The 26,531-nt window shown below is 41.7% G+C and carries 22 protein-coding genes and 1 tRNA gene; 12 read left to right on the plus strand and 11 right to left on the minus strand.

What is annotated here, in order from left to right; genetic code table 11:
• Positions 1-83: 83 nt before the first annotated feature.
• Positions 84-824, plus strand: a complete 741-nt coding sequence (locus OCV39_RS01775; RefSeq protein WP_113795522.1) for a 1-acylglycerol-3-phosphate O-acyltransferase — start codon at positions 84-86, stop codon at positions 822-824.
• A 247-nt stretch (positions 825-1,071) separates the two neighbouring features.
• Here OCV39_RS01775 and OCV39_RS01780 read toward each other — a convergent pair whose 3' ends face one another.
• The 3 genes from OCV39_RS01780 to arcA all read right to left on the minus strand — a co-directional run bounded on the left by OCV39_RS01780 (position 1,072) and on the right by arcA (position 4,032).
• The gene (locus tag OCV39_RS01780; RefSeq protein ID WP_113795524.1) at positions 1,072-1,461 is read right to left on the minus strand and encodes a RidA family protein; all 390 of its coding nucleotides are present in this window, start codon (positions 1,459-1,461) and stop codon (positions 1,072-1,074) included.
• 170 nt (positions 1,462-1,631) lie between these two features.
• Positions 1,632-2,636 carry an ornithine carbamoyltransferase gene (gene argF, locus OCV39_RS01785; protein ID WP_261888822.1) on the minus strand — a complete coding sequence of 335 codons (1,005 nt, stop codon included), beginning with the start codon at positions 2,634-2,636 and terminating at the stop codon, positions 1,632-1,634.
• Positions 2,637-2,811: 175 nt separating this feature from the next.
• The gene (gene arcA, locus OCV39_RS01790) at positions 2,812-4,032 is read right to left on the minus strand and encodes an arginine deiminase (RefSeq protein ID WP_017051835.1); all 1,221 of its coding nucleotides are present in this window, start codon (positions 4,030-4,032) and stop codon (positions 2,812-2,814) included.
• A 572-nt stretch (positions 4,033-4,604) separates the two neighbouring features.
• On the opposite strand from arcA, the gene rraB reads away from it, so the two are divergent.
• Positions 4,605-5,021 carry a ribonuclease E inhibitor RraB gene (gene rraB / locus OCV39_RS01795; RefSeq protein WP_017051834.1) on the plus strand — a complete coding sequence of 139 codons (417 nt, stop codon included), beginning with the start codon at positions 4,605-4,607 and terminating at the stop codon, positions 5,019-5,021.
• A 131-nt stretch (positions 5,022-5,152) separates the two neighbouring features.
• On the plus strand, positions 5,153-5,962 hold the full coding sequence (locus tag OCV39_RS01800; protein ID WP_261888823.1) for a glycosyl hydrolase 2 galactose-binding domain-containing protein: 810 nt from the start codon (positions 5,153-5,155) through the stop codon (positions 5,960-5,962).
• A gap of 101 nt (positions 5,963-6,063) precedes the next feature.
• Here OCV39_RS01800 and OCV39_RS01805 read toward each other — a convergent pair whose 3' ends face one another.
• Positions 6,064-6,969 (minus strand): bifunctional helix-turn-helix transcriptional regulator/GNAT family N-acetyltransferase, encoded by a 906-nt coding sequence (locus OCV39_RS01805; RefSeq protein ID WP_261888824.1) that lies wholly within the window; start codon positions 6,967-6,969, stop codon positions 6,064-6,066.
• A 238-nt stretch (positions 6,970-7,207) separates the two neighbouring features.
• Here OCV39_RS01805 and OCV39_RS01810 point away from each other — a divergent pair, with 238 nt between their 5' ends.
• Together OCV39_RS01810 and OCV39_RS01815 are read left to right on the plus strand one after the other, a co-directional pair.
• Complete coding sequence (locus OCV39_RS01810; protein WP_261888825.1) at positions 7,208-8,380, plus strand: YjgN family protein; 1,173 nt, start codon at positions 7,208-7,210, stop codon at positions 8,378-8,380.
• The gene (locus OCV39_RS01815) at positions 8,381-9,376 is read left to right on the plus strand and encodes a M48 family metallopeptidase (protein ID WP_261888826.1); all 996 of its coding nucleotides are present in this window, start codon (positions 8,381-8,383) and stop codon (positions 9,374-9,376) included.
• Positions 9,377-9,485: 109 nt separating this feature from the next.
• Here OCV39_RS01815 and OCV39_RS01820 read toward each other — a convergent pair whose 3' ends face one another.
• From OCV39_RS01820 to pepA, 3 genes are all read right to left on the minus strand, one after another.
• Positions 9,486-12,359 (minus strand): valine--tRNA ligase, encoded by a 2,874-nt coding sequence (locus OCV39_RS01820; protein WP_261888827.1) that lies wholly within the window; start codon positions 12,357-12,359, stop codon positions 9,486-9,488.
• Positions 12,360-12,506: 147 nt separating this feature from the next.
• On the minus strand, positions 12,507-12,956 hold the full coding sequence (locus OCV39_RS01825; protein ID WP_017051828.1) for a DNA polymerase III subunit chi: 450 nt from the start codon (positions 12,954-12,956) through the stop codon (positions 12,507-12,509).
• 103 nt (positions 12,957-13,059) lie between these two features.
• The gene (pepA, locus tag OCV39_RS01830) at positions 13,060-14,580 is read right to left on the minus strand and encodes a leucyl aminopeptidase (RefSeq protein ID WP_017051827.1); all 1,521 of its coding nucleotides are present in this window, start codon (positions 14,578-14,580) and stop codon (positions 13,060-13,062) included.
• A gap of 190 nt (positions 14,581-14,770) precedes the next feature.
• Here pepA and lptF point away from each other — a divergent pair, with 190 nt between their 5' ends.
• Together lptF and lptG are read left to right on the plus strand one after the other, a co-directional pair.
• Positions 14,771-15,871 carry an LPS export ABC transporter permease LptF gene (lptF, locus tag OCV39_RS01835; protein ID WP_017051826.1) on the plus strand — a complete coding sequence of 367 codons (1,101 nt, stop codon included), beginning with the start codon at positions 14,771-14,773 and terminating at the stop codon, positions 15,869-15,871.
• 3 nt (positions 15,872-15,874) lie between these two features.
• Positions 15,875-16,945: an LPS export ABC transporter permease LptG gene (gene lptG / locus OCV39_RS01840; protein WP_017051825.1), complete on the plus strand. Its 1,071-nt coding sequence runs from the start codon at positions 15,875-15,877 to the stop codon at positions 16,943-16,945.
• Positions 16,946-16,987: 42 nt separating this feature from the next.
• On the opposite strand, the gene OCV39_RS01845 is transcribed toward lptG, so the two are convergent.
• The gene (locus OCV39_RS01845) at positions 16,988-17,464 is read right to left on the minus strand and encodes an RDD family protein (protein WP_113795540.1); all 477 of its coding nucleotides are present in this window, start codon (positions 17,462-17,464) and stop codon (positions 16,988-16,990) included.
• 194 nt (positions 17,465-17,658) lie between these two features.
• Between OCV39_RS01845 and OCV39_RS01850 the strand changes: the two genes are divergently transcribed.
• A tRNA-Leu gene (locus tag OCV39_RS01850) sits at positions 17,659-17,743 on the plus strand.
• 415 nt (positions 17,744-18,158) lie between these two features.
• Here OCV39_RS01850 and OCV39_RS01855 read toward each other — a convergent pair.
• Positions 18,159-19,562 (minus strand): sensor histidine kinase, encoded by a 1,404-nt coding sequence (locus tag OCV39_RS01855; RefSeq protein WP_261888828.1) that lies wholly within the window; start codon positions 19,560-19,562, stop codon positions 18,159-18,161.
• Positions 19,546-20,220 (minus strand): response regulator transcription factor, encoded by a 675-nt coding sequence (locus OCV39_RS01860; RefSeq protein WP_261888829.1) that lies wholly within the window; start codon positions 20,218-20,220, stop codon positions 19,546-19,548. The genes OCV39_RS01855 and OCV39_RS01860 overlap by 17 nt, the downstream gene beginning before the upstream one ends.
• Before the next feature lie 249 nt (positions 20,221-20,469).
• Between OCV39_RS01860 and OCV39_RS01865 the strand changes: the two genes are divergently transcribed.
• Both OCV39_RS01865 and OCV39_RS01870 read left to right on the plus strand, forming a co-directional pair.
• Entirely contained in the window at positions 20,470-20,967 is a 498-nt protein-coding gene (locus tag OCV39_RS01865) for a GlcG/HbpS family heme-binding protein (protein WP_261888830.1), read from the plus strand.
• Positions 20,968-21,316: 349 nt separating this feature from the next.
• Complete coding sequence (locus OCV39_RS01870) at positions 21,317-21,514, plus strand: hypothetical protein (protein WP_261888831.1); 198 nt, start codon at positions 21,317-21,319, stop codon at positions 21,512-21,514.
• Positions 21,515-21,735: 221 nt separating this feature from the next.
• Here OCV39_RS01870 and OCV39_RS01875 read toward each other — a convergent pair whose 3' ends face one another.
• Entirely contained in the window at positions 21,736-22,920 is a 1,185-nt protein-coding gene (locus tag OCV39_RS01875) for an anaerobic sulfatase maturase (RefSeq protein WP_261888832.1), read from the minus strand.
• 113 nt (positions 22,921-23,033) lie between these two features.
• Here OCV39_RS01875 and OCV39_RS01880 point away from each other — a divergent pair, with 113 nt between their 5' ends.
• Complete coding sequence (locus OCV39_RS01880) at positions 23,034-24,647, plus strand: sulfatase (RefSeq protein WP_261888833.1); 1,614 nt, start codon at positions 23,034-23,036, stop codon at positions 24,645-24,647.
• Positions 24,648-24,902: 255 nt separating this feature from the next.
• Positions 24,903-26,156: an HD-GYP domain-containing protein gene (locus OCV39_RS01885; RefSeq protein WP_261888834.1), complete on the plus strand. Its 1,254-nt coding sequence runs from the start codon at positions 24,903-24,905 to the stop codon at positions 26,154-26,156.
• Positions 26,157-26,531: the final 375 nt, after the last annotated feature.

Genomic DNA, 26,531 nt, shown 5'->3' on the forward strand with positions numbered 1-26,531 from the left:
AGGGTTTCGGCTTTTTTATTGAATTAATTTCTTCCTGTTCCATTTTATACGAATGGAACATGGGCGTTGTTTGGAGAACTAAAATGATTGCACTTTTACGCCTGTTGGCGGTTGTTGTTTTTGCTATCGTCATGTTTGTGTTTGGTTGTGGTTACTGCTTGTTTAGCCCACGCAACCCAAAGCATGTATTTAGATTTGGCCGTTACTTTGGCTATATGTCTAAAGTGTTTGGTATTAAATTGGAGCTGCGCCTTCCTGATGATGCCTACACGCGTGGCCAGCACGTTTACGTCGCTAACCACCAAAATACGTGGGATCTGTTTACAGTTTCTGCTGCGGTGACACCAAAAGTAGTTACGGTAGGAAAAAAGAGCTTAGTTTGGATGCCGCTATTTGGTCAGCTTTACTGGTTAACAGGTAACATTTTGATTGACCGTGCGAACCGCAGCAAAGCGGTAGGTACGATTGATCAAGTAGTCAACAGCATTAAAAATAGTGACGTTTCTATTTGGATGTTCCCAGAAGGGACTCGCTCACGTGGGCGTGGTTTGTTGCCATTTAAAACTGGGGCATTTCATGCTGCCGTTGGCGCTGAGGTGCCAATCGTACCGATTGTATGCAGCAGTACGGGGGGCGTAAAACTGAACCGTTGGAATAACGGTCACGTTATCGTTGAAATGCTTCCTCCAGTGAGTGTTGAAGGTTATAACAAGAGTAATATTCGAGAGCTTGCGAATACATGCCGTGAGCAAATGAAAGAGAAACTCGAGGCTTTAGATCAAGAAGTTGCTCTGCTTAATAAAAAGCAAACCGTTACAGATTAAGAATAACCTTAAGCAAAAAAAAGGGTTGAACTGGTGAGTTCAACCCTTTCTTGTTTCTATCGTATTGTAATACCAATCGTAGTAAATAACTGGTCATCCTAGCTTGTTAAAATACTCGATAACGGCGTTAAAAATTTTGATTGTAGAATAACTATTTATCGAAAATTTCTGCCTTGTTCTCAAGCATTTTTCCTGCGCTATTTATGACTATCTACTTACTGTGATTGGTATAACTCCCGGAAGGGTATTATTTACGAACGGCAATCGCTTCGATTTCGATACCCACATCTTTTGGCAAACGAGCCACTTCAACGCAAGAACGCGCTGGGTAATGTTCTACATTGTGTTCATCAAAGAACTTACCGTAAACTTCATTTACAGCACCGAAATCATTTAAGTCTTTTACGAATACCGTCATCTTAACGATGTCTGATACGGCTAAGCCAGATGCTGCAACGACAGCTTTTACATTGTCTAAAGATTGACGAGCTTGAACTGCGATGTCATCAGAAACCTCGCCTGTTGCTGGATCTACAGGGATTTGGCCTGAAGTCAGAACCATACTGCCTAGGTCAACACCTTGAATGTATGGACCGATTGCTGCAGGAGCTGATTCTGTATGAAGAACTTTAGTCATTATAATATTCCATCGATTGTTAGGGGAAACTAGGTGGTTAGTTTGCCTTCAAACCCCGAAGAGGTAAAGCGCAAAAGTCGCCACCTATTACGCTTGTGAAAACTTTAAATTCGAGAAAGCTTTCAATTCGTGAGAGCTTTAAATTTTTGAAAACTATAAGTTCGTGAGACTTAGTCCCCTAAGGTTGCAACCATGACAGCCTTGATGGTGTGCATACGGTTTTCAGCCTGATCAAAAACAATCGAGTAGTCTGATTCAAATACTTCATCAGTCACTTCTAAACCATTCATGGCGTACTTGTCGGAGACTTCTTTACCGACAGTCGTTTCATCATTATGAAATGCAGGTAGACAGTGCATGAATTTCACTTGAGGGTTGCCAGTCGCTTTAATTACATCCATGTTGATTTGATAGGGCGTCATTAATGCAACACGTTCATCCCATGCTTGTTCTGATTCTCCCATTGAGACCCAAACATCGGTATAGAGAAAGTCACAACCTTCCACGCCTTGTTTTACATCTTCTGTCAGAGTAATCGTCGCTCCAGTAAGTTCGGCGATTTGCTGACACTCTTTAATTAATGATTCGTCAGGCCAAAATGATCTTGGTGCGATTAAACGGATGTCCATCCCCATTTTTGCAGCGCCAACCAACAGTGAGTTGCCCATGTTATTACGAGCATCGCCAAGGTAGGCAAAAGTGGTTTGATGGAGCAACTTGCCGCGGCCATGTTCAAGCATGGTGAGGAAGTCGGCTAGAATCTGAGTCGGGTGAAACTCATTGGTGAGGCCATTCCAAACCGGAACGCCAGCATACTCACCAAGCTCTTCAACAATGTCTTGCCCAAACCCGCGGTACTCAATTCCATCATACATGCGCCCCAATACACGAGCGGTGTCTTTCATTGACTCTTTATGACCGATCTGAGAACCCGATGGACCTAGGTAAGAAACTTGAGCGCCTTGATCAAATGCGGCAACTTCAAAAGCACAACGAGTTCGCGTGGAAGCTTTCTCAAAAATCAGAGCGATATTTTTACCGCTTAAACGCTTCTGCTCAGTGCCAGCATATTTCGCTTTTTTAAGATCCATCGAGAGATCCAGTAGAAATTGGATCTCCTTAGGAGTGTAATCGAGCAGTTTCAAGAAATTACGGTTGCGCAAATTGAAAGCCATGTCTCATTCCTTAAGATAATGAATAGGGTAGAAAATACTTATACATATAAATGCCATAATTGTGAATAATTATTTATCGCAAAAATAGAAAAGGGCTGAAAAAATCAGCCCTTAGAAGTATCGATAGAGGTTTTAGAGATTAAGGTTTAGAGATTAGTTTTCATAGGTAGATAAACTAAATGCCATCACGCTCAATAGGGCAACTCATACAGCGAGCGCCACCACGACCACGTCCTAATTCATTACCAGGGATGGTAAGCACTTCGATTCCTGCTTTATCATACTTTTCATTGGTATAGACATTACGCTCATAACCGATGACGACCCCTGGTTTCACTGTGAGAACATTATTGGCATCATTCCATTGCTCACGCTCCGCTTCATAACTGTCCCCGCCAGTCGTGATGATCTTAAGTTGATCAATCCCTAAAGCCGACTCAATGGCGCTCATATAGCTATGCGACTCTTCCGCTTTCATTTCTCCATTCTGTTTAGGAGTTAAACGCCATGTATTCAAATCTTTACGAACGATTTCTGGATAAACGGAAAAAGTATCAATATCCATGTGAGTCATTACGGTATCTAAGTGCATGCATGAGCGATGTTTAGGTAAATCAATAGCGATCACTTCACTCGCTTGGCCTGTTTTGAAAAGGTTCTGCGCCATATTTTCAACGCCTTGTGGAGTGGTTCGCTCTGAAATACCAATCAGAACGGCACCATTACCGATCACCAGAACATCACCGCCTTCAATATTGGCATTATCGTAGTTCAAATGTTCATCATCGAAATACTTAATGAAGTCCTGCCCTGCAAATGTGGGGTGCCAGCGATAGATAGCACGCAAGTGATTCGTTTCACGTTGTCTTGCTGCTTTCATCATAGGGTTAAGGGAGACGCCACCATATACCCAACAAGATGTATCGCGAGTGAAGAGATGGTTAGGCAAAGGTTCAATCACAAAGTCGAGTGGGCGATGCATTTTAGGCAGCATTGAAGAGGATTGAATCGGCAACTCAGAGTAGGCTAGGCCACCAAGAAGTATCGTCGCTAAGTGTTCATTGTCCATACTTGCGAGGTAGATACGCAGCTCACGAGCAAACGTTGGCCCATAACGGAAATTAGAGATTTGGGTCTCCAGAAGCCACTCTCTTGCTTCTGCTACATCGAGAGTTTCGACTAAAAGATCATGCAACAGGAGAACGTCGACTCCTTGATTTCGAAGTGTATTGGCGAAAACATCATGCTCTTTCCCGGCAGCTTCAACTGCTAATACGTCATCGAAAAGAAGTTCATGACAGTTGGATGGGGTTAAGTGGGTGAGGGCGCGCTCCGGGCGATTTAGTAATACTCGTCTTAACTGACCGACTTCAGAGCCAACGTACAACTTACTCATTTTGTATCCTTACTATTAGTCCAGTGTGTAGTTATGGCAAGGTTATCGGCAATATGCAAATTGAACATAAGTGAAACATTCTGATGAAGTGGGCTTATTGTAATGCTTAGCTCTGATATATAGGAGTTTGGTGAATTTTGATACTGAAAGCTAACATTCGATCTTAACAATATGTTGTGAGTGAATATGCAATGAGAGATATAGAAAAGTGGCGGTCTCAGTAGCTTGATTGTGAATTTATATGCATTACGGATGCCATTTTTATCATTGGATTACGTTATTATGCACTCTTCTGATTTTGACTATATGCAATCAAGGATAATAAACAGGCGGTTTACTGAGCACTTCTCATTTTAAGCCATAAAAATATTGTTCTGAATTTCGTTATGCATAAAAAATGTTAATTTCCTGTATGTACCTTGTTCGTTTTTTTGCTTGCCATTAAATATTTAAATCTGATCCAGAAAAGATCGGTTCTAGGAGGGTTTGATAGTGGCTTTTAAGCTCGATCCATGACATATTTCATCGCTATAATATTTGATCCTTATAAGCACACATTCTGGAGCACAAACATGTCTCACGAAGATGAATATCTATCAGTTGAAGATTTAATTGAGATTCAAAAAGAAGATACACGCGACATCATTGAAGCCTTAATTGAAGACGGTAGTGATCCGGATGCGCTGTATGACATCGAGCACCACCTTTTTGCTGAAAACTTTGAAGTACTTGAAAAAGCAGTTGTTGAAGCATTCAAGATGGGTTTCGAAGTTCTTGAAGCAGAAGAGACGGAAGATGAAGATGGCAACAAGCTTCTTTGTTGTGATGCGACGATGCAATCTGTGTTAAAAGCGGATGTGATTGATGAGCAAGTGGTTAAGTTGGTTAACTTAGCTGAGAAGTTCGACATTATTTATGATGGCTGGGGTACTTACTATGAAGGTGAGGACGCTATCCATGAAGACGAAGAAGAAGATGACGAAGAGTAATCGTTAATTATCCTTTTGTTTACTAAAATGCCGGCTTATGAGTCGGCATTTTTTATTCCTCAAAAAGAGATGTCATTCTATCTACCCATTCTCTATAATGCAGACAAACTTGATCTAGCTCAATTTATATTATGCAATTACCTCTGGCTGGCTGGTGGCAAATCTCACCATTGACCGATCTCTCTGTACCTCAAAATGATATTACTTTCCCATCCGCATTAAGTGCGGTACTGCCTAGTGATTTAACAGAAGAGATGATCGCGGATCAAGAGTGGCACTTAATGCATGATATTGATGTAGACGAAACTATGATCTCGTTTCCTGCGGTTGAGCTTGTAATGGCTGGTGTCGATTATTTTGCGGAGGTTAGGTTGAATGGCGTGGCGCTGTTTGATTGCGATGCCACTCAAAACGTATATAAGAAAGACATTCGACCTTACTTACAGTTAGGGAGAAATCGCTTTGAAGTTCTCTTTTTAGAGCAAGAAGAAGATTTATTGCTTGAAGAAGATAAATTGGATATATGCACTTTAGGTGAGCAACAAGTGACGCCTTCTGATCGTCGTATCGGGATTTGGAAAGCGCCGTACTTACAATTTATTAAACACGTTCGCCTAGATCATATTACCACTGAGCAGATTTGGCATTACGGTGGCGGCTGTGAATTTAAAGTGGATGTTTACTATCAAACATTCGCCTCGGGCCTCATTTCTGCTTCGATCAAATTTAATGGTATGACTTACCATGTCCCACTTGATGTCAGAGCCGACCATGCGGGAGCTCTATTCCAGATTGAAGCCCCTAAATACATCGATTTAAATAACCCTAATTCTGACGATATGTATCAACTTGAAATCAAACTTGATGGGCAAGAATTGAAGCTTCAGGTGGGATTGAGCCAAGACTTATGCGTGACTCATTTTCCTGTGTTATCTGCGTGATGGCTCTTTTTTCAGGTGCTAATGATTCCATCTTCTAGTACTAATGACTTTGTTTTTTGGGGTTGATAGAAGCGTTTGTCAAAGCAAAGGATCTGCTTAGCTCATAAAGCTTTTAGCATTCGAATTTCACAAACCTCATGACCAGTATTCCCCATCGCTTGCTTAATATGCTCAAAACCTAATGATTCATAAAGTGCCACTGCAGCACTTAATTCTGCGGTGGTCTCTAGGTAACAGTACTTGTAGCCTTGTTTCTGAGCGAAGTTTAGCGCTTTGGTGACAAGCGTTTTCGCTAAACCTTTACCTCGGATTTGAGGTAAGAAATACATCTTTTGTAGTTCGCAAACCCCTTCCTCTCCAATTAAAGGAGCAACACCGCCGCCACCAACGACGGTCTCTCCTGCTTCTATTATCCAATATTGTGCATTGCTCGCGCAGTATACTTCACTCATGCAATCTAAAGTCGGATCGCCAACGGCATAGCCTTGCTCTTCGGTTAAACCGAACTCTGCAGAAACGGTGCGGATGACAGAGGCTATTGGTAAATTATCTGCTGGTGTTAAAGGACGCACCTTTAAACCTTTTTGTCGTTCCGTATTAAGCAGTGCTTGGTTATAGATGGTTAAGGCGCTTTCAAGTTGAGTTAATTGCTCGATTGGAAGTTGGTCAATCACTTGCTGGTAATGGTGATCTTGTTGCTGGTGTAATTGCTGCAATGTATGTAACCCCTGTTCAGTTAGGGTGGTCACTTGGCTACGCTTATCTTTTGGGTTGGTGATACTTTTGATGAAGCCTAACTTGCTTAGTCGGTTAAGAGTTCGACTCGCATTGGATTTATCGACATTTAAAAGCTTCGCCATTTGGTTCACGCTGCAAGGTGATCTTTCTAATTCAATGAGAGCATGAGCTTGAACGGGGGTAAGCGATACCTCTCCGCACTGGGTTTCTAGCATGCCCAATTGCCTGACAAGTTGGCGAGATAGATCTCTTAATGAGGCTGGGTTCATAATTATTACCTAAAAGTAGTTGCGTACTGCAACTTAATTTAGTTGCGAATGGCAACTATGTCAATAAGCATCATTTATTCATCATTAATGATTAATAAATCAATAGCTTAAATATATAAAAAGCACGCATGTGTCGTTATTTATAAATTGATTTAAACTATCTGTTTCTGTATTTTCTTGGTAGATGTGCGCAAAGACGTATATGAATTTTTACTACTGTCAGATGGAATCATAGAAAATGGACAAGAATGAGTTAGAAACCCAGGTTGCTTTTAGTGGTCAGGGTAAAGAGTATTTCGGGATTTGGATTGTTAATATCTTATTATCAATCATTACGCTGGGTATTTATTCTGCGTGGGCGAAGGTTCGTAATAAACGGTACTTTTATGGAAATACAGCGATTAGTGGTGATTGCTTTGAATATCACGGCAAACCGATACAAATATTGAAAGGTCGTATTATCGCAATGATCTGCGTTGTGGCTTGGGGTGTCAGCAATCAATTTTCGCCTCAAATTTCATTGGTACTATTGGTTGTTTTTTTTGCACTTCTGCCATTATTAGCTCGTAGTAATGCTCGTTTTGATGCTGCAATGACAAGCTTTCGCAATGTTCATTTTTCCTTTCAAGGCACGACTTCAGGAGCTTATTGGGCAATACTTGGACGCGGCCTCATTGTTATGGTTGGCTTCATCGCAGCGATTGCTGTAACCGTATTTGCTATGAAAGCGAGTATGATTGCTGGTGGTATTGCGATTCTATTATTGATGCCTGCTTATGTTTATCTTCAATCTTGGTCATTGGTCGGTATTGCTAATTATTTCTCGAATGGTTATTGCTATGGTGATCGTCAGTTTAAAGCAGACTACCAAAACAGTTTTTATTTTAAAGTGTATTTAAAGGGTATGATTGCTTGGACTTTAATATCGGTTGTTGCCGCTTTGGTATTCTTTAGTGTGGCAGGCTTTAATTTAATCAATAATCCAGACTCGCTTGCTGAAGTGGCTAATAGTGGTAGTTTGGCTTCAATGATTACAATTTTTTATTTTGGTTTCATTGTGATGAGTATGGCGATTGCTGCCTATATTCGGGTGACAATAAGAAATTATACGTTTTCAGAGTTAGTGCTTGATAGTAAAGAAGGTGAAGCGGATTCTGCACTAAGCTTTTCGTCGACGTTAACCGTTACAAGTTATATTTCATTGGTGGTAACGAACTTCTTACTTCAAGTATTTACTCTTGGCTTAGCTAGGCCGTGGGTTATGGTTCGAACGATGAGTTACTTATCAGAGAACACTTATGTTCAAGGGAATTTGGACCTATTACTGGTCAATGATCAAGCTTCAGATGTGAGTTCCGCTATTTCAGATGAGATCTCCCAAGCCTTTAATATCGACCTTGGTATTGGTTAAATGATATCAGGCGTTGCACACCCGCCTCGTAGCTCCGAACGCTGCGAGGCGACATTAGATGTTTCTCAACCCGATAAAGTTACTCTGAACCTTCCGGAAAGGAGCATCTCCGCATATTTAAACCGTGTAGATATTGTGCATGGAGTTGGAGCGTCCCCGACGAAGATTCGATTCCCTGATGGCTCGCAATTTATCGCAAGCAGTAATGAGGAGTTGAATCATTATTTGCAAAGTAAGGGACGAAATAGCCTCATTGGTAAGCTTGAGAAAAACATCACCGCTATTTTACTGAGTAGTTTAGCTTTAGTGCTCCTTACTGTCTCAATATTTACTCATGGCATCCCTTGGCTTACCCATCAGATTGTGGCTAACTTGCCTGATTCAGTTCCTCAATTGATTGAGAGACAGGTACTGGAATCTTTGGATGAGCAATTGTTTGAACACTCTACTCTTTCACAACAGCAACAGGTTCATATTCGCCAACGTTTTCATTCTCACCTTGAGCAGATGGATATTCATGACGAAGTACAATTAGTTTTTCGTTCTTCAGATGTTGGTGCAAATGCTTTTGCTCTCAGTGGTGGAACCATTGTTGTTTTGGATGACTTAGTGCGGTTAACGAAAACGGAGAAGCAGCTAGACAGTATTCTATTGCATGAATTAGGTCATATTAAGCATCAGCATGTGATGAAAGCATTAGTACGTTCTAGCTTGATCTCATCTGCGGTGGCGCTATTGACGGGTGAAAGCTCAGGTGTGATCGATAATTTTACGGGGTTAGGAGTGTTTGTCGCGAATAATGGGCAGTCTCAAGAAGCGGAGCGTGAAGCCGATGTTTTTGCCTCTGATGCAATGGTTGGGCTGTACGGCTCAAATCAAGCGATGGTAGATATGTTTGAGTTGCTAGGGAAGGAAGGACACATGGAGCTACCTACGTGGTTAAGTTCCCATCCTGAGTTGAATGAACGAATTGAGTCATTAAAAAGGGCGCATTAATGATTTGGTGCGAGATCGGCTCAGAAAAGAGTAGGGCTGAATTATTGTGATAAATAAAAAGGGCAGAAAAATCTGCCCTTTATACTTCATTGATTAATCAGGGAGTGAATTATAGCGCAGCAATAGTTTGCTTTTGTGCTTCTAACTTCACTAAAGTCTCTTTGTAACCTTCTAGCTTTTCACGCTCTTTAGCGATAACGACTTCTGGTGCTTTAGCAACGAAACCTTCGTTACCTAGTTTACCTTCGATACGTTTGATTTCGCCTTGAGTTTTTGCTACTTCTTTATCTAGACGAGCAAGCTCTGCATCTTTGTTGATAAGACCCGCCATTGGGATCATCAATTCAGATTTGCCAACCAGTTTAGTCGCACAAGCAGGAGTTACTTCGCCATCGGCTAGAACTTTAATGTCGTCTAACTTAGCAAGAGAGTTCAGAACGATCATGTTTGCTTCGATACGAGCAGCATCTTTCTCGTCTGCTACTTTGATCATTACTTCTAGGCCTTTGCTAGGTGCAATATCGTATTCCGCACGTAAGTTACGGATAGCAGTGATGAAGTTTTTCACCCATTCAATGTCTTCTACGATCTCAGCATTGAAGTTATCTTCATTAAACTGAGGAAGCGCTTGAGTCATGATTGTCTCACCTTCAACACCATCTACTAGTGGTTTAACACTCTGCCAGATAGATTCTGTGATGTAAGGAAGAACAGGGTGCGCAAGACGCAGAGTTTTCTCTAGAACCGTGATAAGCGTATAACGAGTCGCTTGTTGTTGAGCTTCAGTGCCTTTCCAAAGAACAGGTTTCGTTAGCTCTAAGTACCAGTCACAGAATTGGTTCCAGATGAATTCGTAAAGCGTGTTTGCTGCCATGTCTAGACGGTAGTTGTCTAGATGAGCGTTAAACTCTTTCGCTGCAACTTCAAACTGAGATTCAATCCATTTGTCTGCTAGAGAGAACTCCATGTTTGCACGGTTTTCAGCAGACAGTGACATGCCACAATCGTGCTCTTCTGTGTTCATCAGTACGTAACGGCTTGCGTTCCATAGCTTGTTACAGAAGTTACGGTAACCTTCAAGACGCTTCATGTCCCAGTTGATGTCACGACCTGTTGAAGCCATAGCCGCAAGAGTGAAACGTAGCGCGTCAGTACCGTATGGTTCGATACCGTTTTCGAAGGTTTTACGTGTTGCTTTTTCGATCTTAGCAGCCATCTTAGGTTGCATCATGTTGCCACAACGCTTCTCTACTAGCTCTTCAAGACCAATACCATCGATCATGTCGATAGGGTCAAGTACGTTACCTTTCGATTTCGACATCTTGTCGCCGTTTTCATCACGGATAAGACCCGTCATGTAAACTGTTTTGAAAGGTACTTGCGCATTGCCGTCTTCGTCTTTCACGAAGTGCATGGTCATCATGATCATACGAGCAACCCAGAAGAAGATAATATCAAAACCAGATACTAGAACTTCAGATGGGTGGAATGTTTTTAGTGCATCTGTGTTTTCAGGCCAGCCTTGCGTGCCGAACGTCCAAAGTGCAGAAGAGAACCAAGTATCGAGAACGTCGTCGTCTTGCTTAAGCACAACAACAGGCGCTAGGTTGTTCTTTTCACGAACTTCTTCTTCTGTACGACCTACGTAAACTTTACCTTCATTGTCGTACCATGCTGGGATGCGGTGACCCCACCAAAGTTGACGAGAGATACACCAGTCTTGCACGTCACGCATCCACGCAAAGTACATGTTTTCGTATTGCTTAGGAACGAATTGGATTTGACCATCTTCAACGGCTTTAACTGCAGGTTCTGCAAGCGGCGCTGTACGCACGTACCATTGGTCAGTCAGCATTGGTTCGATAACTACACCACCACGGTCGCCGTAAGGTACGGTTAGGTCGTGATCTTTGATCTCTTCAAGAAGACCAAGTTCTTCGAATTCAGCAACGATAGCTTTACGAGCAGCAAAGCGCTCCATGCCTTGGTATTTAGCAGGGATGTCTGTTGAGTAAACATCGCTTTCTTCGCCGTTGGTTGTGAATACTTCAGCAGCATCACGGATATCAGCGTTGAACGTTAGGATGTTGATCATTGGTAGGTTGTTGCGCTTACCAACTTCGTAATCGTTAAAATCGTGAGCAGGGGTGATTTTCACACAACCTGTACCCTTTTCCATGTCAGCGTGCTCATCGCCTACGATAGGGATAAGACGGTTAACAACAGGAAGTAGGATCTCTTTACCGATAAGATCTTTGTAGCGAGGATCTTCTGGGTTTACCGCTACGCCAGTGTCACCAAGCATGGTTTCTGGACGAGTAGTCGCGACAACGATGTAGTCTTTACCATCCGCGGTTTTAACACCGTTCGCTAGAGGGTAGCGGAAGTGCCACATGAAACCTTTTTTGTCTTTGTTTTCAACTTCAAGATCAGAAATCGCAGTGTGCAGTTTAGGATCCCAGTTTACTAGACGCTTACCACGGTAGATTAGGTCTTCTTCGTATAGACGAACGAAGACTTCTTGAGTCGCAGCAGATAAGCCGTCATCCATAGTGAAACGTTCACGGTCCCAGTCTACAGATGCACCTAGGCGACGAAGTTGCTTAGTGATCGTGCCACCAGATTCGCCTTTCCATTCCCAGATCTTGTCGATGAAAGCTTCACGGCCGTAGTCGTGTTTTGTTTTGCCTTCTTCAGCTGCGATCTTACGCTCTACAACCATTTGAGTTGCGATACCTGCGTGGTCAGTACCCACTTGCCAAAGCGTATTTTTACCTTTCATACGCTCTGCACGGATTAGAGTATCCATGATCGTATCTTGGAACGCGTGACCCATATGTAGGCTACCAGTGACGTTCGGTGGCGGGATCATGATGCTGTAAGCTTCTTTTGATGTGTCACCGTGTGGCTTAAAGTAGCCTTTCTCTTCCCAAGTCTTATACAGAGCTTGTTCGATTGATGTTGGGTTATATGTCTTTTCCATAGTGCTCTTAACGGATACTTTGATTATTTAAAACAGGTCAAACTTCATAACTAACGCTTCTCAGAATGTACTGAATCTCAGAGCTTATGCTTCTTAGCGCTTTAGCTCCTCAAAAATAACTGAGAGCGATTTAGGTATGATGTTTGACTATGGATATTCGATGTCGATGGTTTGCAATTGATACCCTGCCTGACGGTAAACTTTATACCTTTCACGAGCGAGTTGCTTAGCTTTTTCATCACAGGGAACGAAGTCTATCACTTGAGCAAAGGTTCGAGCAAAGGTTGTCTGATTATCAGCCAAATTTATTACCAATTGACGGTTCCAAGTGTGTTTTACACCGGTATAACCGATTTCAATATTGGTTGCATATTTAGGGCCTTCACCCACTAGGTTATGCGCCATGAAGTTTTCGGGTAGCACTTGCCAAAAATGTTCAGCTATTTGTTCGGCATGTTCTTTGTCATTGCAGTGCAAATAGACTTTTGCATTTTGCTGAACAAAATGACGAGTAAGAAAAAGCAAATATTGTGCAAAACCATCCTGATTAGCTTGGGGGCCATCAGCACTTACGATGTAAAATGTTGCTGTTTGCATAGTGTTTACTCACTTTTTCTTTATCTCGTTTATCTATATAAGTGTATAGCTGATTGAACTCACAATAATGCGAGCAACAAAAAAGGGCCCTGAGGCCCTTTTACTATTTTGAAGATTGCTCTTCAGTTTCTTGGCCACTTCGGTTCAATAAGAATTGGACAAGCATTGAGACCGGACGGCCCGTTGAGCCTTTCGCAGCACCTGACTTCCACGCAGTACCTGCGCTATCAATGTGTGCCCAGTTGTATTTCTTAGCAAATTTCGATAAGAAACAACCCGCAGTAATGGTGCCACCAGGACGACCACCAATGTTTGCCATGTCTGCAAATGGGCTTGATAGTTGCTCATGGTACTCATCGGTCATCGGTAGACGCCATGCTCGGTCGCTTGCTTGCTCTGATGCATTCACTAGCTCATGAGACAGTGGATTGTGATTAGAAAGCACAGCACTAATATGGTGACCAAGCGCCATCACACATGCGCCTGTTAGTGTCGCGACATCGACAACACAATCTGGTTCGAAACGTTCAACGTAAGTCAGTGCATCACAAAGAACCAAACGTCCTTCAGCATCGGTATTCAATACTTCAACGGTTTGGCCTGACATAGTGGTAAGGATGTCACCAGGACGGTAAGCATTGCTACCTGGCATATTTTCACAGCCCGCTAGAACGCCAACTACGTTGATTGGCAGGTTCAATTTAGCGAGGGCTTTCATGGTGCCGAATACCGAGGCTGCGCCACACATGTCGTATTTCATTTCATCCATAGCTTCACCTGGTTTAAGTGAAATACCACCTGAATCAAATGTTAAGCCTTTTCCGATCAGTACAATTGGTTTGGCATCTGGATCGGCTGCGCCTTTATATTCCATTACTGACATCAGAGATTCATTACGAGAACCTCGACCAACTGCTAGGTATGAGGTCATACCCAGTTTTTCCATCTCTTCTTCACCGATGATTTTTGTCGTTACCGTTTCAAAATCATCTGCAAGGCGTCTTGCTTGAGAAGCGAGGTAAGCAGGATTCGCAATATTTGGTGGCATGTTGCCAAGATCTTTCGACGCTTTTACGCCTGAAGAAATAGCAAGGCCATGAGTGATCGCTCTTTCACCAAGATTTAACTCACGACGAGTCGGTACATTGAATACTAACTTGCGAAGTGGGCGACGAGTTTCTGGCTTATTGCTTTTGAATTGATCGAAGGTGTAAAGACCATCTTTAGTTGCTTCAACCGCTTGACGTACTTTCCAGTAGGTATCACGGCCTTTAACGTGCAACTCTGTAAGGAAACAAACAGCTTCCATAGAACCTGTCTCATTAAGCGTGCTGATCGTCTTTTGAATTATTTCTTTGTATTGACGTTCACCAAGCTCGCGTTCTTTACCGCAACCGACAAGAAGTACACGTTCAGACAGAACTCCTGGTACTTGATGCAACAACAGCATTTGACCTGGTTTTCCTTCGAGATCACCACGGCGAAGTAGTGAACTAATATAGCCATCGCTGATTTTATCTAGCTGCTCAGCGACTGGAGAAAGGCGACGTGGTTCAAACACACCAACAACGATACATGCGCTGCGCTGTTTCTCTGGGCTGCCACTTTTTACACTGAACTCCATGCGTACTCCTACATCCTGAAGACAAATCGAACTAAATGTTAGATAATGATAGTTTACTTGCTGGATCCTGTATTCGAAAGGGCCCTAAATAAACCAATTAACACTTAGCTAAAATTAAAAAAATAAAAGGTTCAACGGGAAATTATAGTGATTCAATTAAAAAAACAAGTTTTGTATAGGTAATTTGAGCGTGATTATTGTTAGATATTTGATCCGCGAGACACTTAAGAGCCAGTTTGCGATTTTTTTCGTCCTGTTTTTAGTGTTTCTAAGCCAAAAATTTATTAGCGTTTTGGCCGACGCTACCGATGGCGATATTCCTGCGAGCCTTATTCTTTCGGTTGTTGGTTTGAATATGCCAGCAATGGGGCTGTTGATGCTCCCACTTAGTCTGTTTATTGGGATCTTGCTGACATTTGGTCGTTTGTACGCCGAAAGTGAAATTGTGGTCATGAACGCGACAGGAATTGGCAATAAGTTTTTAATTCAAGCGGCACTGTATTTGGCATTGATTACAGGCAGTATCGCTGCATTTAACTCGCTATGGCTTTCACCTTGGAGTCAGGATAAAGAAGCGCAGTTAATGGAACAAATCGCTGCGGAAAACAGTGTCGATTTATTAAAGAAAGGACATTTTCAGCGCACTCCGGATGGTTCGTCGGTCGTGTTTATTGACGATATAAAAAATAGTACATTATCGAATGTCTTTGTTGCTCAGTTATTGCCTAGAGATTCCATTTTACCAAGCGTTATGTTTTCGTCGTCAGGTGTTGTAAAAGAGCTGACAGATGGAAGGCAGATCATCTCGATGAGTGATGGTGTCCGATATGAAGGCGTACCGACAAGGCTTGATTATATGGTGACGAAATTTGAAGAATATGATGGGCTAATAGGGCAGCGAGAAGTGAAACGCAAAGGTCGAGATTGGGAAGCATTGCCAACATTTGAGCTTCTTACTCATCCAGACCCGAGTGCCAAAGCTGAGCTTCAATGGCGTATTTCCTTATTTATTTGTATACCATTATTGACCATGCTAGTTGTACCACTTTCTGCGGTTAATCCTCGTCAAGGTCGATTTGCTAAAATGGGGCCTGCTATCTTGATCTATTTAGCGTATTTCTTGTCGATTAGTGCGACTAAATCTGCTTTAGAAGATGGAAGTATTCCCGCTTCAATTGGATTGTGGCCCATTAATGCCGGGTTGTTAATTGTTGCTGTGGGAGCCAATTTGATGGATAGCATTCCCGTTCGTCGATTTAAAGATATCTTAAGAAAGAAGAGGCTTGCCTAGACTGTGTTTAAAATTCTTGATTTGTATATAGGCAGAACAATCATTGCAACCACTTCTTTGGTGTTAGTGACCTTCGTTGGTTTGTCTGGAATTATCAAATATGTAGATCAACTGCGAAAAGTCGGCAGAGGAAGTTATGATCTACTGGATGCGTTGTTCTTCGTTATATTGAGTATTCCACGCGACATTGAAATGTTTTTCCCAATGGCGGCTCTGCTTGGTGCCTTAATTGGGCTTGGAATGATGGCTTCGAGCTCTGAACTCGTGGTGATGCAAGCTGCTGGGTTTTCAAAATTGAACATTGGATCTTCTGTTTTGAAAACGGCGATTCCTTTGATGTTGGCGGTAATGCTACTAGGTCAGTGGGGCGCACCACAAGCACAAAAAATTGCTAGGGAAATGCGTGCTTTTGCTGTTTCTGGAGGAAGCATTGTCTCTGTTAGAAGTGGTGTTTGGGCTCGTGATGCCAATGATTTTATCTTTATAGGCAAAGTCGATGATGACAAGTTATGGGCTTTAAACATGTGGCGATTTAATGCTGACAAGCAGTTAGAGTCCATCATTTCAGCGGAAACGGTAAGCTATTTAAAAGATAATACGTGGTTGATGAAAGATGTTCAGATTACCAATATGATGAATGAAGTCGAAATTTCCAAACAACAATTACCTGAATATCGCTGGAAAACATCATTAGCACCAGACAAGCTTGCTGTGGTGACAGTTAAACCGGGTGAGTTGTCGTTGAGTGGCCTTTATGATTACGTTAATTACCTTAAAGAATCAGAGCAAGATTCATCTCGTTATGAATTAGCGCTATGGCGGAAAATAACGCAACCATTTTCAATCGCGGTTATGATGCTTATGGCTCTGTCATTTATTTTTGGTCCATTACGTAGTGTGACCATGGGGGCCAGAATTCTATCGGGTGTTATCGCCGGTTTTACTTTCTATATATCAAGTGAATTTTTCGGACCGTTAAGTCTGGTTTATAACATCCCACCAATGTTTGGTGCGATAGCTCCAAGTATCGTATTTTTGACCATCTCGATAATACTGCTCAGAAGAAAGCTATAGATATAAAAATGGAAGACATCGTGTCTTCCATTTTTTTGAACTTTAGTTTGCTTTCGGTAGCACGACAACTTCAGTTTTTGCCCAGATATCTTGGAAACCTCGCTTCTGGGGATCAAATGGAACCGCCAGATTTGCTAAACCGAAGCCGGAAGTTCCTAATCTTATTAAAGCTTGAGTGGTCGTTATCGGGCTATTATCCGAATTTTGTAAACGTAATTTCCATGCCCTCATCCCCAATGTTTGACCTGCACGAGTCCAAAAGAACACAAAAAAGTAGACCCAAACACTGACTAGGTAAATAGTATAAACATAGCTCCATACAGGATGCGTGGAGAGTAGGTCACTTGCATCGGTGTAAGTACCGTAATGCAATAGACCAGCAGCAACTAATGCTTCAAGGATGGCAATTACGATGCCCGCAGCCATCATCTCGATAGCAATAACAATTAAAGCATCATAAAGAAGAGCGCCTAATCGACGCATTAAACTGGCTGGTGGTAAATTATGTTGTGTACTCATTGCTCGTTTCTTATTTTGAAATATTGGCGTCAGAATATAGTCTTGAAGGCTCAGAGGGAAGAGAGATTACGCACAGCTTCGTCATTTATGGCGAAAATATCGTCAAACGATTTGTAATTCAATCTTTTGCACTTGCACAGGTAATCATCTTACGTATAATGCCAAACATCGAAAGGGCAATGCCCCAAGATAATGCCGGTATGGTGAAATTGGTATACACGACGGATTCAAAATCCGTTGCCTTCGGGCGTGGCGGTTCAAGTCCGCCTACCGGTACCATATTTAAATGATAAAGCCTCGACGAAAGTCGGGGCTTTGTTGTATCTAGGCTAATCAAAAGTTTACCTCAGTTTTCCTTTCCTGTAATCAGCTCTATTTCCCTTCCAATAGACTCTCTTTATCGACCTTGAATTTTCTTCCATGGTGCATCTATGGTTCATCGCATGCTGATTCTGTGCTCAAGGGAATCCTAGTAAATCCAACAAACTCCGGTTACTGCAAACTCGCAAGCCAGTATTGCCAATAGTTCTGAGCTACCAGAACCATGGTGACTTTACGGTGCTATGAATTATGTCAGCATGTTATCGCTGGTATTCATGTTAATGTGGCTACCGATGTATTGCTGAAAAATGGAATGCACAGTAAAGATCAACACGCCCTAGTGTTTTGGGCTATTTTGATGATCGCATCATGGTTAAAGCACAAGTATGAAAGCACTCCCCACACCCAACTCAGATTTCACGACTAAGGTGCCCTCAAGGTTCTCAACCATGGCAAGCGCTAGAGACAAACCAAGGCCATACCCCTCAACGTTGCTACGGCTGCTATCGATACGATAAAGCCGTTCAAAAATCAGGTCCTGATATTTCTGTTCAATGCCAACACCAGTATCTTGGATGCTTATCGCTACCTTATCCTCTTCACTTTGCTCGGCTTTGACCGTCACTCTTCCTTCGGGCTCGGTATACTTAATCGCGTTATCAACAAGGTTAACCAACACCTGAGTCAACTTGTCAGGATCTGACTGAATCACAAGACCATCAGCGCTCTCAACCACCAGCTCGATTTGTTTATCTTCTGCGACATCTTCATACCAGTTAGCTACATTAGCAATCACATCAGAGACCTGAGTTGGCACTTTCTGTGGTGTGCGTTTGCCCGTCAGTTCGTCATTCAGCTTCATCAAGGCGGTTAGCATATTGCTCGCCTGCATTGCGTGTTCAGAACAGTCCGCCAATGCATCTTTCATTGCTTGCTTATCGGCATTATTCAGCAATGCGGTTTGGGACGCTAAAGTAATGCGAGACAAAGGGGTTCGAATATCATGAGCAATCGCATCAACCGTCGTATTCAAGGTTGTCGTTACATGCTGAAGCTTTGCAACTGCGGTGTGAACGCTGGAACTGATCACGTTAAGCCCTTGCGGTATTTCAGATTCAGTTTCTGTCTTAGTGTCAGTGCTAGGGAACTCTAACTGCCCTTTTTTAAGCTTATCGAGCAGGTCGCCAAAGATAATGAGCGGCGACATCGCACTCTGGATAATGTTACGAGTAAATACCGCAGTCACCGCCACAAGTGCAAGCAACGCATACAAGGTCATTAGCCATTGATTGTAGGCGATAAAGTCTCTTGCTCGGTTATCCAAAACCAACCAGAAATCATACTGCTCCCCTTCAATAGATAATGACATGTAGGGACTAAAGATGAAGCTCTCTAACCATGAGCGATTCTCATCAATTTGATAACTGGAAAAAGGTTGTTCTGTTGATAGGTTTTGAGCACCAGTGATGAATGTTCCCTCAGATGAAATGCCCTTCTCAACTTTATAAGCCGCAATGTTGTTTTCGAGTAGCCGGTGAGGATTAGCCTCTAAAACATGAATCAGTCGCTCACTCGAATCGTAAGTTAAAATGCGCTGATACTCGGTCGACATAGACGTAAGGATCTTCTTCTCGGTTTGATAGAGATCGAAAAAGAAGATAGCCCCAACGATCAACTCCACCAGCAGCAAGCAGAGCAGTAAGGTCGACATAAAGCGAACCAACAAATGTCTCTGCGTTTTGGCAAGCGCCTGTTCAATACTACGACTTGAGGACATAGCCAACACCTCGAAGTGTGTGAATTAATGGCTTAGAAAAGCCCTTATCGACTTTGCTGCGAAGTCGGCACACTAGTACATCGACCACGTTAGTTTGCGGATCAAACTGATGCCCCCAAACATGCTCAAGAATTGCCGCTTTCGACATCACAACCTCTGGATTTTCGAGCAGTAACTTCATCAGCATAAACTCGCGCTGGTTGATGGTGATCGTTTGTTGATCTCTTTGTAGCGTGTGTTTAAGAAGGTCTAGACTCAGCGAGTCGTAATGCAGTTCCAATGCTTGAGGTGTAGGCTGTTTGCCTCGGCGCACCAAGGTTTGGCAACGAGCAAGCAGCTCAGGAAATGCAAAAGGCTTCACTAGATAATCATCAGCGCCCGACTGTAATCCTTGCACTCGCTCTTCCACTGAATGCTTAGCACTTAATATGATGACGGGCGTCGCGTAACCCTGTCCTCTGAGTTCAGCCAACACTTCGAATCCGTCTTTCTTGGGCAACATGATATCGAGAATGATCACGTCGTATTCTTCGGTTATGGCTTCATGCAATCCATCAACACCATCTGCTGAGTGCGTCACCGTTATTCCTTCTTGCTGAAAACCATTCACCAAAAATCTCGCGATATGAATGTCATCTTCAATCAATAGTATTTTCATTAACGTCCGTTTATCTGTTAGCCGTGGTCTGAATACACTCTATCAATATCCTTTCTCGAATATAACCAACATTGCAACTTTGTAATGTTCTAGAAAGCCAGTCGTAATCATGCATTCGTTAGTATGAACCTGTTGATTAAAAGTGGCTGGTTCATACCAAACAAGTCCCTAGAACCAAAATCCAATATTTAAAACCGAATTTTTTTGAAAACAAATTCTTTTGAAAACAAATACTTTAACGGAGTAAACATGAAAACGACAAAACTTACTGTACTAGCGGCAACTCTTGGTTTCCTTAGCCTTTCTCACAATGCAATGGCGGCAGAAACACAATCGGTCTCTTTCACTCAAATCTCATCAGAAGCGGCATTCAAGCTTGCCCATGAAGCCGTTAATCAATGTGAAACCGATGGCTACAAGGTTTCTGCGACTGTTGTTGATTTGTCGGGCAATGTGATTGCTCAATTACGTTCTGATGGCGCTGGCATTCATACACTTGATAGCTCACGCAAAAAAGCGTTCACCGTGGCGAGCATGAAACAGCCGTCAGGTAATCTGATGAAACTCATCGCCGACAAACCTATCATGCAACCTTTGCAGAATATGGACGACAACTTGTTGTTCCTAGCAGGTGGCGTTCCAGTACAGCTCAACAACACCATGATTGGTGCTATTGGTGTCGGCGGAGCTCCGGGTGGTCATTTAGATGTCGCATGTGCTGAAAAAGCAATCAAGAAGTCCTTCTAAAAAGTCCGTTTACTAGAGCGATGACGGATATTCCAGTAGCTAATGAGGGGCTCAATCTTCAAACCAGAACCGAATGTCAGTTCATCACAACAATACCTTTCATTATGAGCACCACCCTAGCTGGGGCCTGTACAGGTATTCGGACAGCCTTGTAGCCTGTCATTGACTAGGTGAATAAACTGAGGCTAGTAGCTGAAAAAGTTCAAAGTACAAATGGGATAGGGGGAAGCCGAACCATATAACTTCGTGTTGTATCGTTCGGCTTTTATTTTATCCTGAATCTCCGTAGCTAAAGACCTTTCAAATTTATATTACTGAAATGTAGGCATATAAATTAACGGAGGTTTGAATGAGTAAATTACAACGACTCATCACCACTTTCCTCAATAATCTTAAACCCAATCCCACTACAATTGCTAAATCTACCGATTACGAAGTTAATCTATCCACTATGAAAGACTCAGGTTTGCTTACTGGTGTTCGTTGCTTAGTCCGCCTACCGGTACCATATTTAAATGATAAAGCCTCGACGAAAGTCGGGGCTTAGTTGTTTCTTGGTTTGTCAAAAATCGCTTCGGTTCCCTTTTTCTTTGACTTCCCAACATAGTAATACAATTTGTATATTTAGCTTCTAAAACAGCGATATTTGGAATAGGTACTGAGCTAGCTGTTCTTGCTTATCATACTGGACGTAAACTATTGTCATTAAGATCGGCATAGAGGCGAGCTATGCTATTTATAGACGTGCCAATCGTCATTTGATTAACACTATGATCCATTTGATTCAGAAAGATATTTATGTATTCTATTGGCAGCATCTTTGAAATATGTATCTGTTTCAGAAAATATTTTTTGATAAGATTTACATAGATAATTGTGTTTGTTTTTTTCACCCTTGATATTAAGAATCCTATGTTTAGGGCACCCTCCATAGCACTGAGACTTGAACGAACATGAACTGCAGACACTTGTTAGTGTGTCTTTCTTAGCTCTTCCAAACTTAACCTGCTTCTTATCACTGACAATTTTATTGAGTGGTTTTGAATTGATGTTCCCAACATTGTAAGCTGGGTAAACAAAGTGGTCGCAAGAATATACATCCCCGTTAGCCTCTATGATGACATTTTTTCCACAAGTCTCGCTGAATACACACAGAGTTGATTTGATACCTAGTTTTTGACCTAGAAGCATTTCGAATGTTTGAACATGAATGTGGCCCACATCACTATTTTTCCATTCATCGAAGACATCTATTATGAATTGGGCATAACCTAGTTCAGGTAGAGAGTAGGGTGTTGTTTCTGCATTATTAGTTGGTGAGAATTTGTGTAGTGTATTGCAGCTATGAGCTTCTAATTCAACAATTGGTATAAATTGCATATTATTAGAACCTAGCTCTTTAAGTTGACGATACGTTTCTTTACCTCTATTCCAGTTAGCATCGTTAATTACGGTAAGTGTATTAAATTGAACGCCGTACTCTTGCATGAGTTTTATGGCATCCTTTACTTTATCAAAGGTCGGTCTGCCATTTGTGGAAATTCGGTACTTATCGTGAATCGAACGCTCGCCATCAATTGAAATACCAATCAAGAAATTTTCGCGATGAAAGAACTCAGCCCATTTCTTGTTCAGTGCAACTCCATTGGTTTGAAAGCTATTTGTTACTTCTTTGCTGTTCGCGTATTTCTTTTGAAATCGAACGGCGTTTTCAAAATACTCTAAACCAGCCAATGTAGGTTCACCGCCTTGCCATGCGAAATCAACAACAGGACCAGGGTGAGAGGTTAGATACTCTTTCACATATGCCTCTAACATATCTACTGACATCACATCACCATCACCGCTGTAATATTCTTCTTTTTCTAGATAAAAGCAGTAATCGCATTTCAGATTGCACCGATAGCTAACAGGCTTAGCCATGACATGAAAATTTATGTTGCTTGTAGTCATTATTATATTTCACTTTTCTATTGAACAATGTGTTTTGTATGAACAGAAACGCATTTTAGTTTTGTTGACTATAAGATAATGCGTCCGTTATTTCATTTGTTAAGGACAAAAGTGTGAATCAGAATATATCTGGCAAAACGTTGCAATTAACTACGTTACTTGCCGCATCAATGGCGGCGGGCACATCTGTCGCTAGTACATCCGTAGAGCCGACAGTCGAAACACAAAGTAAACCCAATGTGCTTCTGATAATGGTTGATGATTTAAAGCCAAACCTTGGTGTGTATGGGGACAATTATGCTATCTCGCCAAATATCGATGCATTTGCTAAACAAGGTATGCGTTTCGATATGGCTTATGCGAACCAAGCTGTTTGTATGCCTTCTCGTATAAATTTTATGTTAGGTTCTCGTTCTACATCTACGGGGGTATATAATTTTGCTACCCGGTTCCGTGCTCTTCTTCCTGATGCTGTCACGTTGCCGGAGCATTTTAAAAATAACGGATATAAAACTGAATCAATTGGTAAAGTTTTCCATATTGGACACGGCAATATTGATGACAAACAATCATGGTCAGAAAAAGGCTACCATGACAAAGTTATAGAATATGTTACTGATGAAAATAGAGCCCAAGGTTTAACTTCAGAAGAGGCTTTGTTTACAAACTGGGGGGGGCGTCTTGATGATCCAACTAAATATTCAGGTATTCCCGGAGAAACATGGTTACAAGATTTTTCAGTAGTGAGAGAGTTTGGAGAAACTCTACCAACTGGTTCTGCTTGGGAAGCCGCAGAAGGAGACGATGAAATCTATGCTGATGGGCGTGTTGCAAAAGTTGCATCTAAGCGTCTTGAGGAGCTTTCCGACGATGGAAAACCATTTATGCTAGCAGTAGGTTTTGCGCGTCCACATTTACCCCTTACAGCGCCAAAGAAATACTGGGATATGTTTGATCGGGAGGCATTGCCAGAAGCTGAATTTGTTGAAGCACCGAAAGGTGCACCTCGATTCGCTATAAAGCGTGGTGGCGAAATTATGTCTTTTACGGAGCCTAAAAATGCAGAGAAGCGCGGCTTAGTTAATGACAAAGAAGTAGCAAAAAAACTGGTGCATGGTTATTACGCTAGCGTTGCGTACATGGATGCTCAGGTCGGTAAAGTGCTGGCGAAATTAGAAGAAACCGGCTTAGACGAGAATACGATAGTTCTTCTTTGGGGAGATCATGGGTTCCATTTAGGGGATCACGGTTCTTGGACTAAGCACTCTAATTATGAACAAGCAACTCGTATCCCTGTAATTATTAAAGCACCAGGTGTTACTAAACAAAATACGTCTACCAGCCAGATTATGGAAACTGTAGATATCTACCCAACAATAGTTAAACTTGCTGGTCTTTACATGCCAGAAGATGCAGAGCAACAATTTGATGGGCAAGAGATGACACAAATACTTGCTGGCAAAGATGATCCTAGTCTTGATGATTATGCATACCATGTATGGCCACAATTAGGTGGGAAATATGTAGGTTATGCAATCCGAGATGAACAGTATCGAATGGTTCGTTGGCATATCAATAAGAGGAAGGGGGTTAAGTATAAATACGAACTTTATGACTTTAAAAATGATCCTCTTGAAACAGAGAATATTGCCAAGAAAAACCTAAAAATTGTTGAGCGACTAGAGAAAATCCTCGATGCTCAGTCAGAGCCTGTGCCCGTTAAATAAGTGTAACTTAAACATCTAAGGGCAAAGTTACTATTGTAATTTATATAACTGTAAGAACCTATGCTTTAGTTTATTCTTGAGCATGGTTCTTTTTATTTAACATTTAATTGGATCTAAACTTAGAATGTCAATTTTCGCCAAATAATCATTTAGATGCACATGAGGCGCCTTCAAATTAGATTTGCAATGATGATTTTGAAAATTAGATCATCTAATATTGTCGATAATGAATTTTTCAATGATGTTGTATAGATAGTGGCAAGTATAAAAATTACAGTGGATCGTATTCAGCCGGGGTTACATATTCGTCTTCCAGTTAAATGGAATGAGCACCCGTTTTTGTTTAATAGCTTTAAGGTTAAAAACCAAGAGCAAATCCAACTTATACGCCACCTCGGTATACAGCATGTCTATATAAATCCTAGCCAAAGCGATACAAAGCCTCTTCCACCAAATCAAAAGATTGAGAATTCATCCTCTTCTGATAAAGAGATCGATCTTGAAGCTCAAAAAATGTGGAAGGAGAAAGAGAAAAGAATTGAAAAGTTGAGCTCTTACCGACGAAGAGTGATCAATTGTGAAAAAGAGTTCGAGCGCTCTTTGGCAAGAATGCGTTCCGTGATGGTCAAAATTCGTAATCGACCAGCTGATGCAGTGGGAGAAGCGAGCTTATTAATAGAAGACATTGTTGATAAGTTGCTTTCTGATGATAGTGTGACTTTACATTTGATGAACGGAAAGAGTGAATTTGAAGATATCTATTTTCATGCATTAAACGTTGCCGTTATTTCGATGATGGTTGGCAGAGCTAAAGGTTATGGTTCTGCAAAAATAAAAGAGCTTTCCTTTGCTGCTTTATTCCATGACATGGGGAAAATTAAAATCCCAACAGCAATTCTTAGAAAGCAAACTCAGCTCACTGAGCCTGAAAAGAACTATTTAAAGTTACATACCAAATATGGGTTAGATTTAGCTAGCCATATAGATGACTTCCCTGAAAGTGCAAGATTGGTCATCGATCAACATCATGAAATGAATGATGGCTCTGGTTATCCTAATGGATTAAAAGAGGATAGCATTGATGAGCTTGCGCAAATCGTAGCTGTCGCGAATGCATTTGATAATCTTTGTCATCCTAATATACCGTCAGAGCAAAAAATCCCATATATAGCTTTATCTCATTTATATAAAAACTGTAAGCACCTTTATAGTAATGAAAATCTGAACATTTTAATCAAGTTCATGGGTGTTTTTCCGCCAGGAACTGTGGTTCAGCTTTCTAATGACATGATTGGGTTGGTGATATCTGTGAATTCAAAGAATATCCTTTATCCTAATGTTCTTATGTATGATGCAAATGTGCCAAGAACTCAAGCTCCTATTATTGAGCTCGCAGGGAAAGACCTGAAAATAGTAAATGCTATTTCACCAAATAAGCTGCCAGATAAAGTCCGTGAGTATTTGAACCCTCGTTCACGTATTTCCTACTTTTTTGATAGTGATGATTAGTTATCCACAGCTTTTTGTGTGTAAGTTGTGCTCAAGATGTGTTCGGGTTGTGGGGGATATCTAGGTCGGTTTTTTTTTGTTCAATCAGACCTTTTTTACAAGAAAAATGCTTATTTGCGCTTGCTAATGTGATTCCGAACCCTATAATGCGACCTCACTGACACGGCAGAGCCCACAAGGGTTCAAGCGCAATGTCAGTTAGGCTTCTAGCTTAAAAAGATAAATTTGAGAAAGTGTTTGACACTCTCGTTTATCCCGCTAGAATAGCCGCCTCTTCAAGGGAAGCTTAGCAACTTAAGAAGAGAAGCTCTTTAACAATTTAGACCTATCAATCTGTGTGGGCACTCGTTGATGATAATCACTAGTTTCGTACTG

Origin of the sequence: Vibrio cortegadensis (assembly GCF_024347395.1) — a bacterium.
GTDB lineage: Bacteria > Pseudomonadota > Gammaproteobacteria > Enterobacterales > Vibrionaceae > Vibrio > Vibrio cortegadensis.

What these genes read in the sequence shown, in the direction of transcription:
- OCV39_RS01775 (WP_113795522.1), top strand. Translation starts at nt 84, where the DNA reads ATGATTGCACTTTTACGCCTGTTGGCGGTTGTTGTTTTTGCTATCGTC.
- argF (WP_261888822.1), bottom strand. Translation starts at nt 2,636, where the DNA reads ATGGCTTTCAATTTGCGCAACCGTAATTTCTTGAAACTGCTCGATTAC.
- OCV39_RS01875 (WP_261888832.1), bottom strand. Translation starts at nt 22,920, where the DNA reads ATGACTACAAGCAACATAAATTTTCATGTCATGGCTAAGCCTGTTAGC.
- OCV39_RS01870 (WP_261888831.1), top strand. Translation starts at nt 21,317, where the DNA reads ATGAGTAAATTACAACGACTCATCACCACTTTCCTCAATAATCTTAAA.
- pepA (WP_017051827.1), bottom strand. Translation starts at nt 14,580, where the DNA reads ATGGAGTTCAGTGTAAAAAGTGGCAGCCCAGAGAAACAGCGCAGCGCA.
- OCV39_RS01780 (WP_113795524.1), bottom strand. Translation starts at nt 1,461, where the DNA reads ATGACTAAAGTTCTTCATACAGAATCAGCTCCTGCAGCAATCGGTCCA.
- OCV39_RS01855 (WP_261888828.1), bottom strand. Translation starts at nt 19,562, where the DNA reads ATGTCCTCAAGTCGTAGTATTGAACAGGCGCTTGCCAAAACGCAGAGA.
- OCV39_RS01815 (WP_261888826.1), top strand. Translation starts at nt 8,381, where the DNA reads ATGATATCAGGCGTTGCACACCCGCCTCGTAGCTCCGAACGCTGCGAG.
- OCV39_RS01805 (WP_261888824.1), bottom strand. Translation starts at nt 6,969, where the DNA reads ATGAACCCAGCCTCATTAAGAGATCTATCTCGCCAACTTGTCAGGCAA.
- OCV39_RS01860 (WP_261888829.1), bottom strand. Translation starts at nt 20,220, where the DNA reads ATGAAAATACTATTGATTGAAGATGACATTCATATCGCGAGATTTTTG.
- rraB (WP_017051834.1), top strand. Translation starts at nt 4,605, where the DNA reads ATGTCTCACGAAGATGAATATCTATCAGTTGAAGATTTAATTGAGATT.
- OCV39_RS01820 (WP_261888827.1), bottom strand. Translation starts at nt 12,359, where the DNA reads ATGGAAAAGACATATAACCCAACATCAATCGAACAAGCTCTGTATAAG.
- OCV39_RS01800 (WP_261888823.1), top strand. Translation starts at nt 5,153, where the DNA reads ATGCAATTACCTCTGGCTGGCTGGTGGCAAATCTCACCATTGACCGAT.
- OCV39_RS01845 (WP_113795540.1), bottom strand. Translation starts at nt 17,464, where the DNA reads ATGAGTACACAACATAATTTACCACCAGCCAGTTTAATGCGTCGATTA.
- OCV39_RS01865 (WP_261888830.1), top strand. Translation starts at nt 20,470, where the DNA reads ATGAAAACGACAAAACTTACTGTACTAGCGGCAACTCTTGGTTTCCTT.
- OCV39_RS01825 (WP_017051828.1), bottom strand. Translation starts at nt 12,956, where the DNA reads ATGCAAACAGCAACATTTTACATCGTAAGTGCTGATGGCCCCCAAGCT.
- arcA (WP_017051835.1), bottom strand. Translation starts at nt 4,032, where the DNA reads ATGAGTAAGTTGTACGTTGGCTCTGAAGTCGGTCAGTTAAGACGAGTA.
- OCV39_RS01810 (WP_261888825.1), top strand. Translation starts at nt 7,208, where the DNA reads ATGGACAAGAATGAGTTAGAAACCCAGGTTGCTTTTAGTGGTCAGGGT.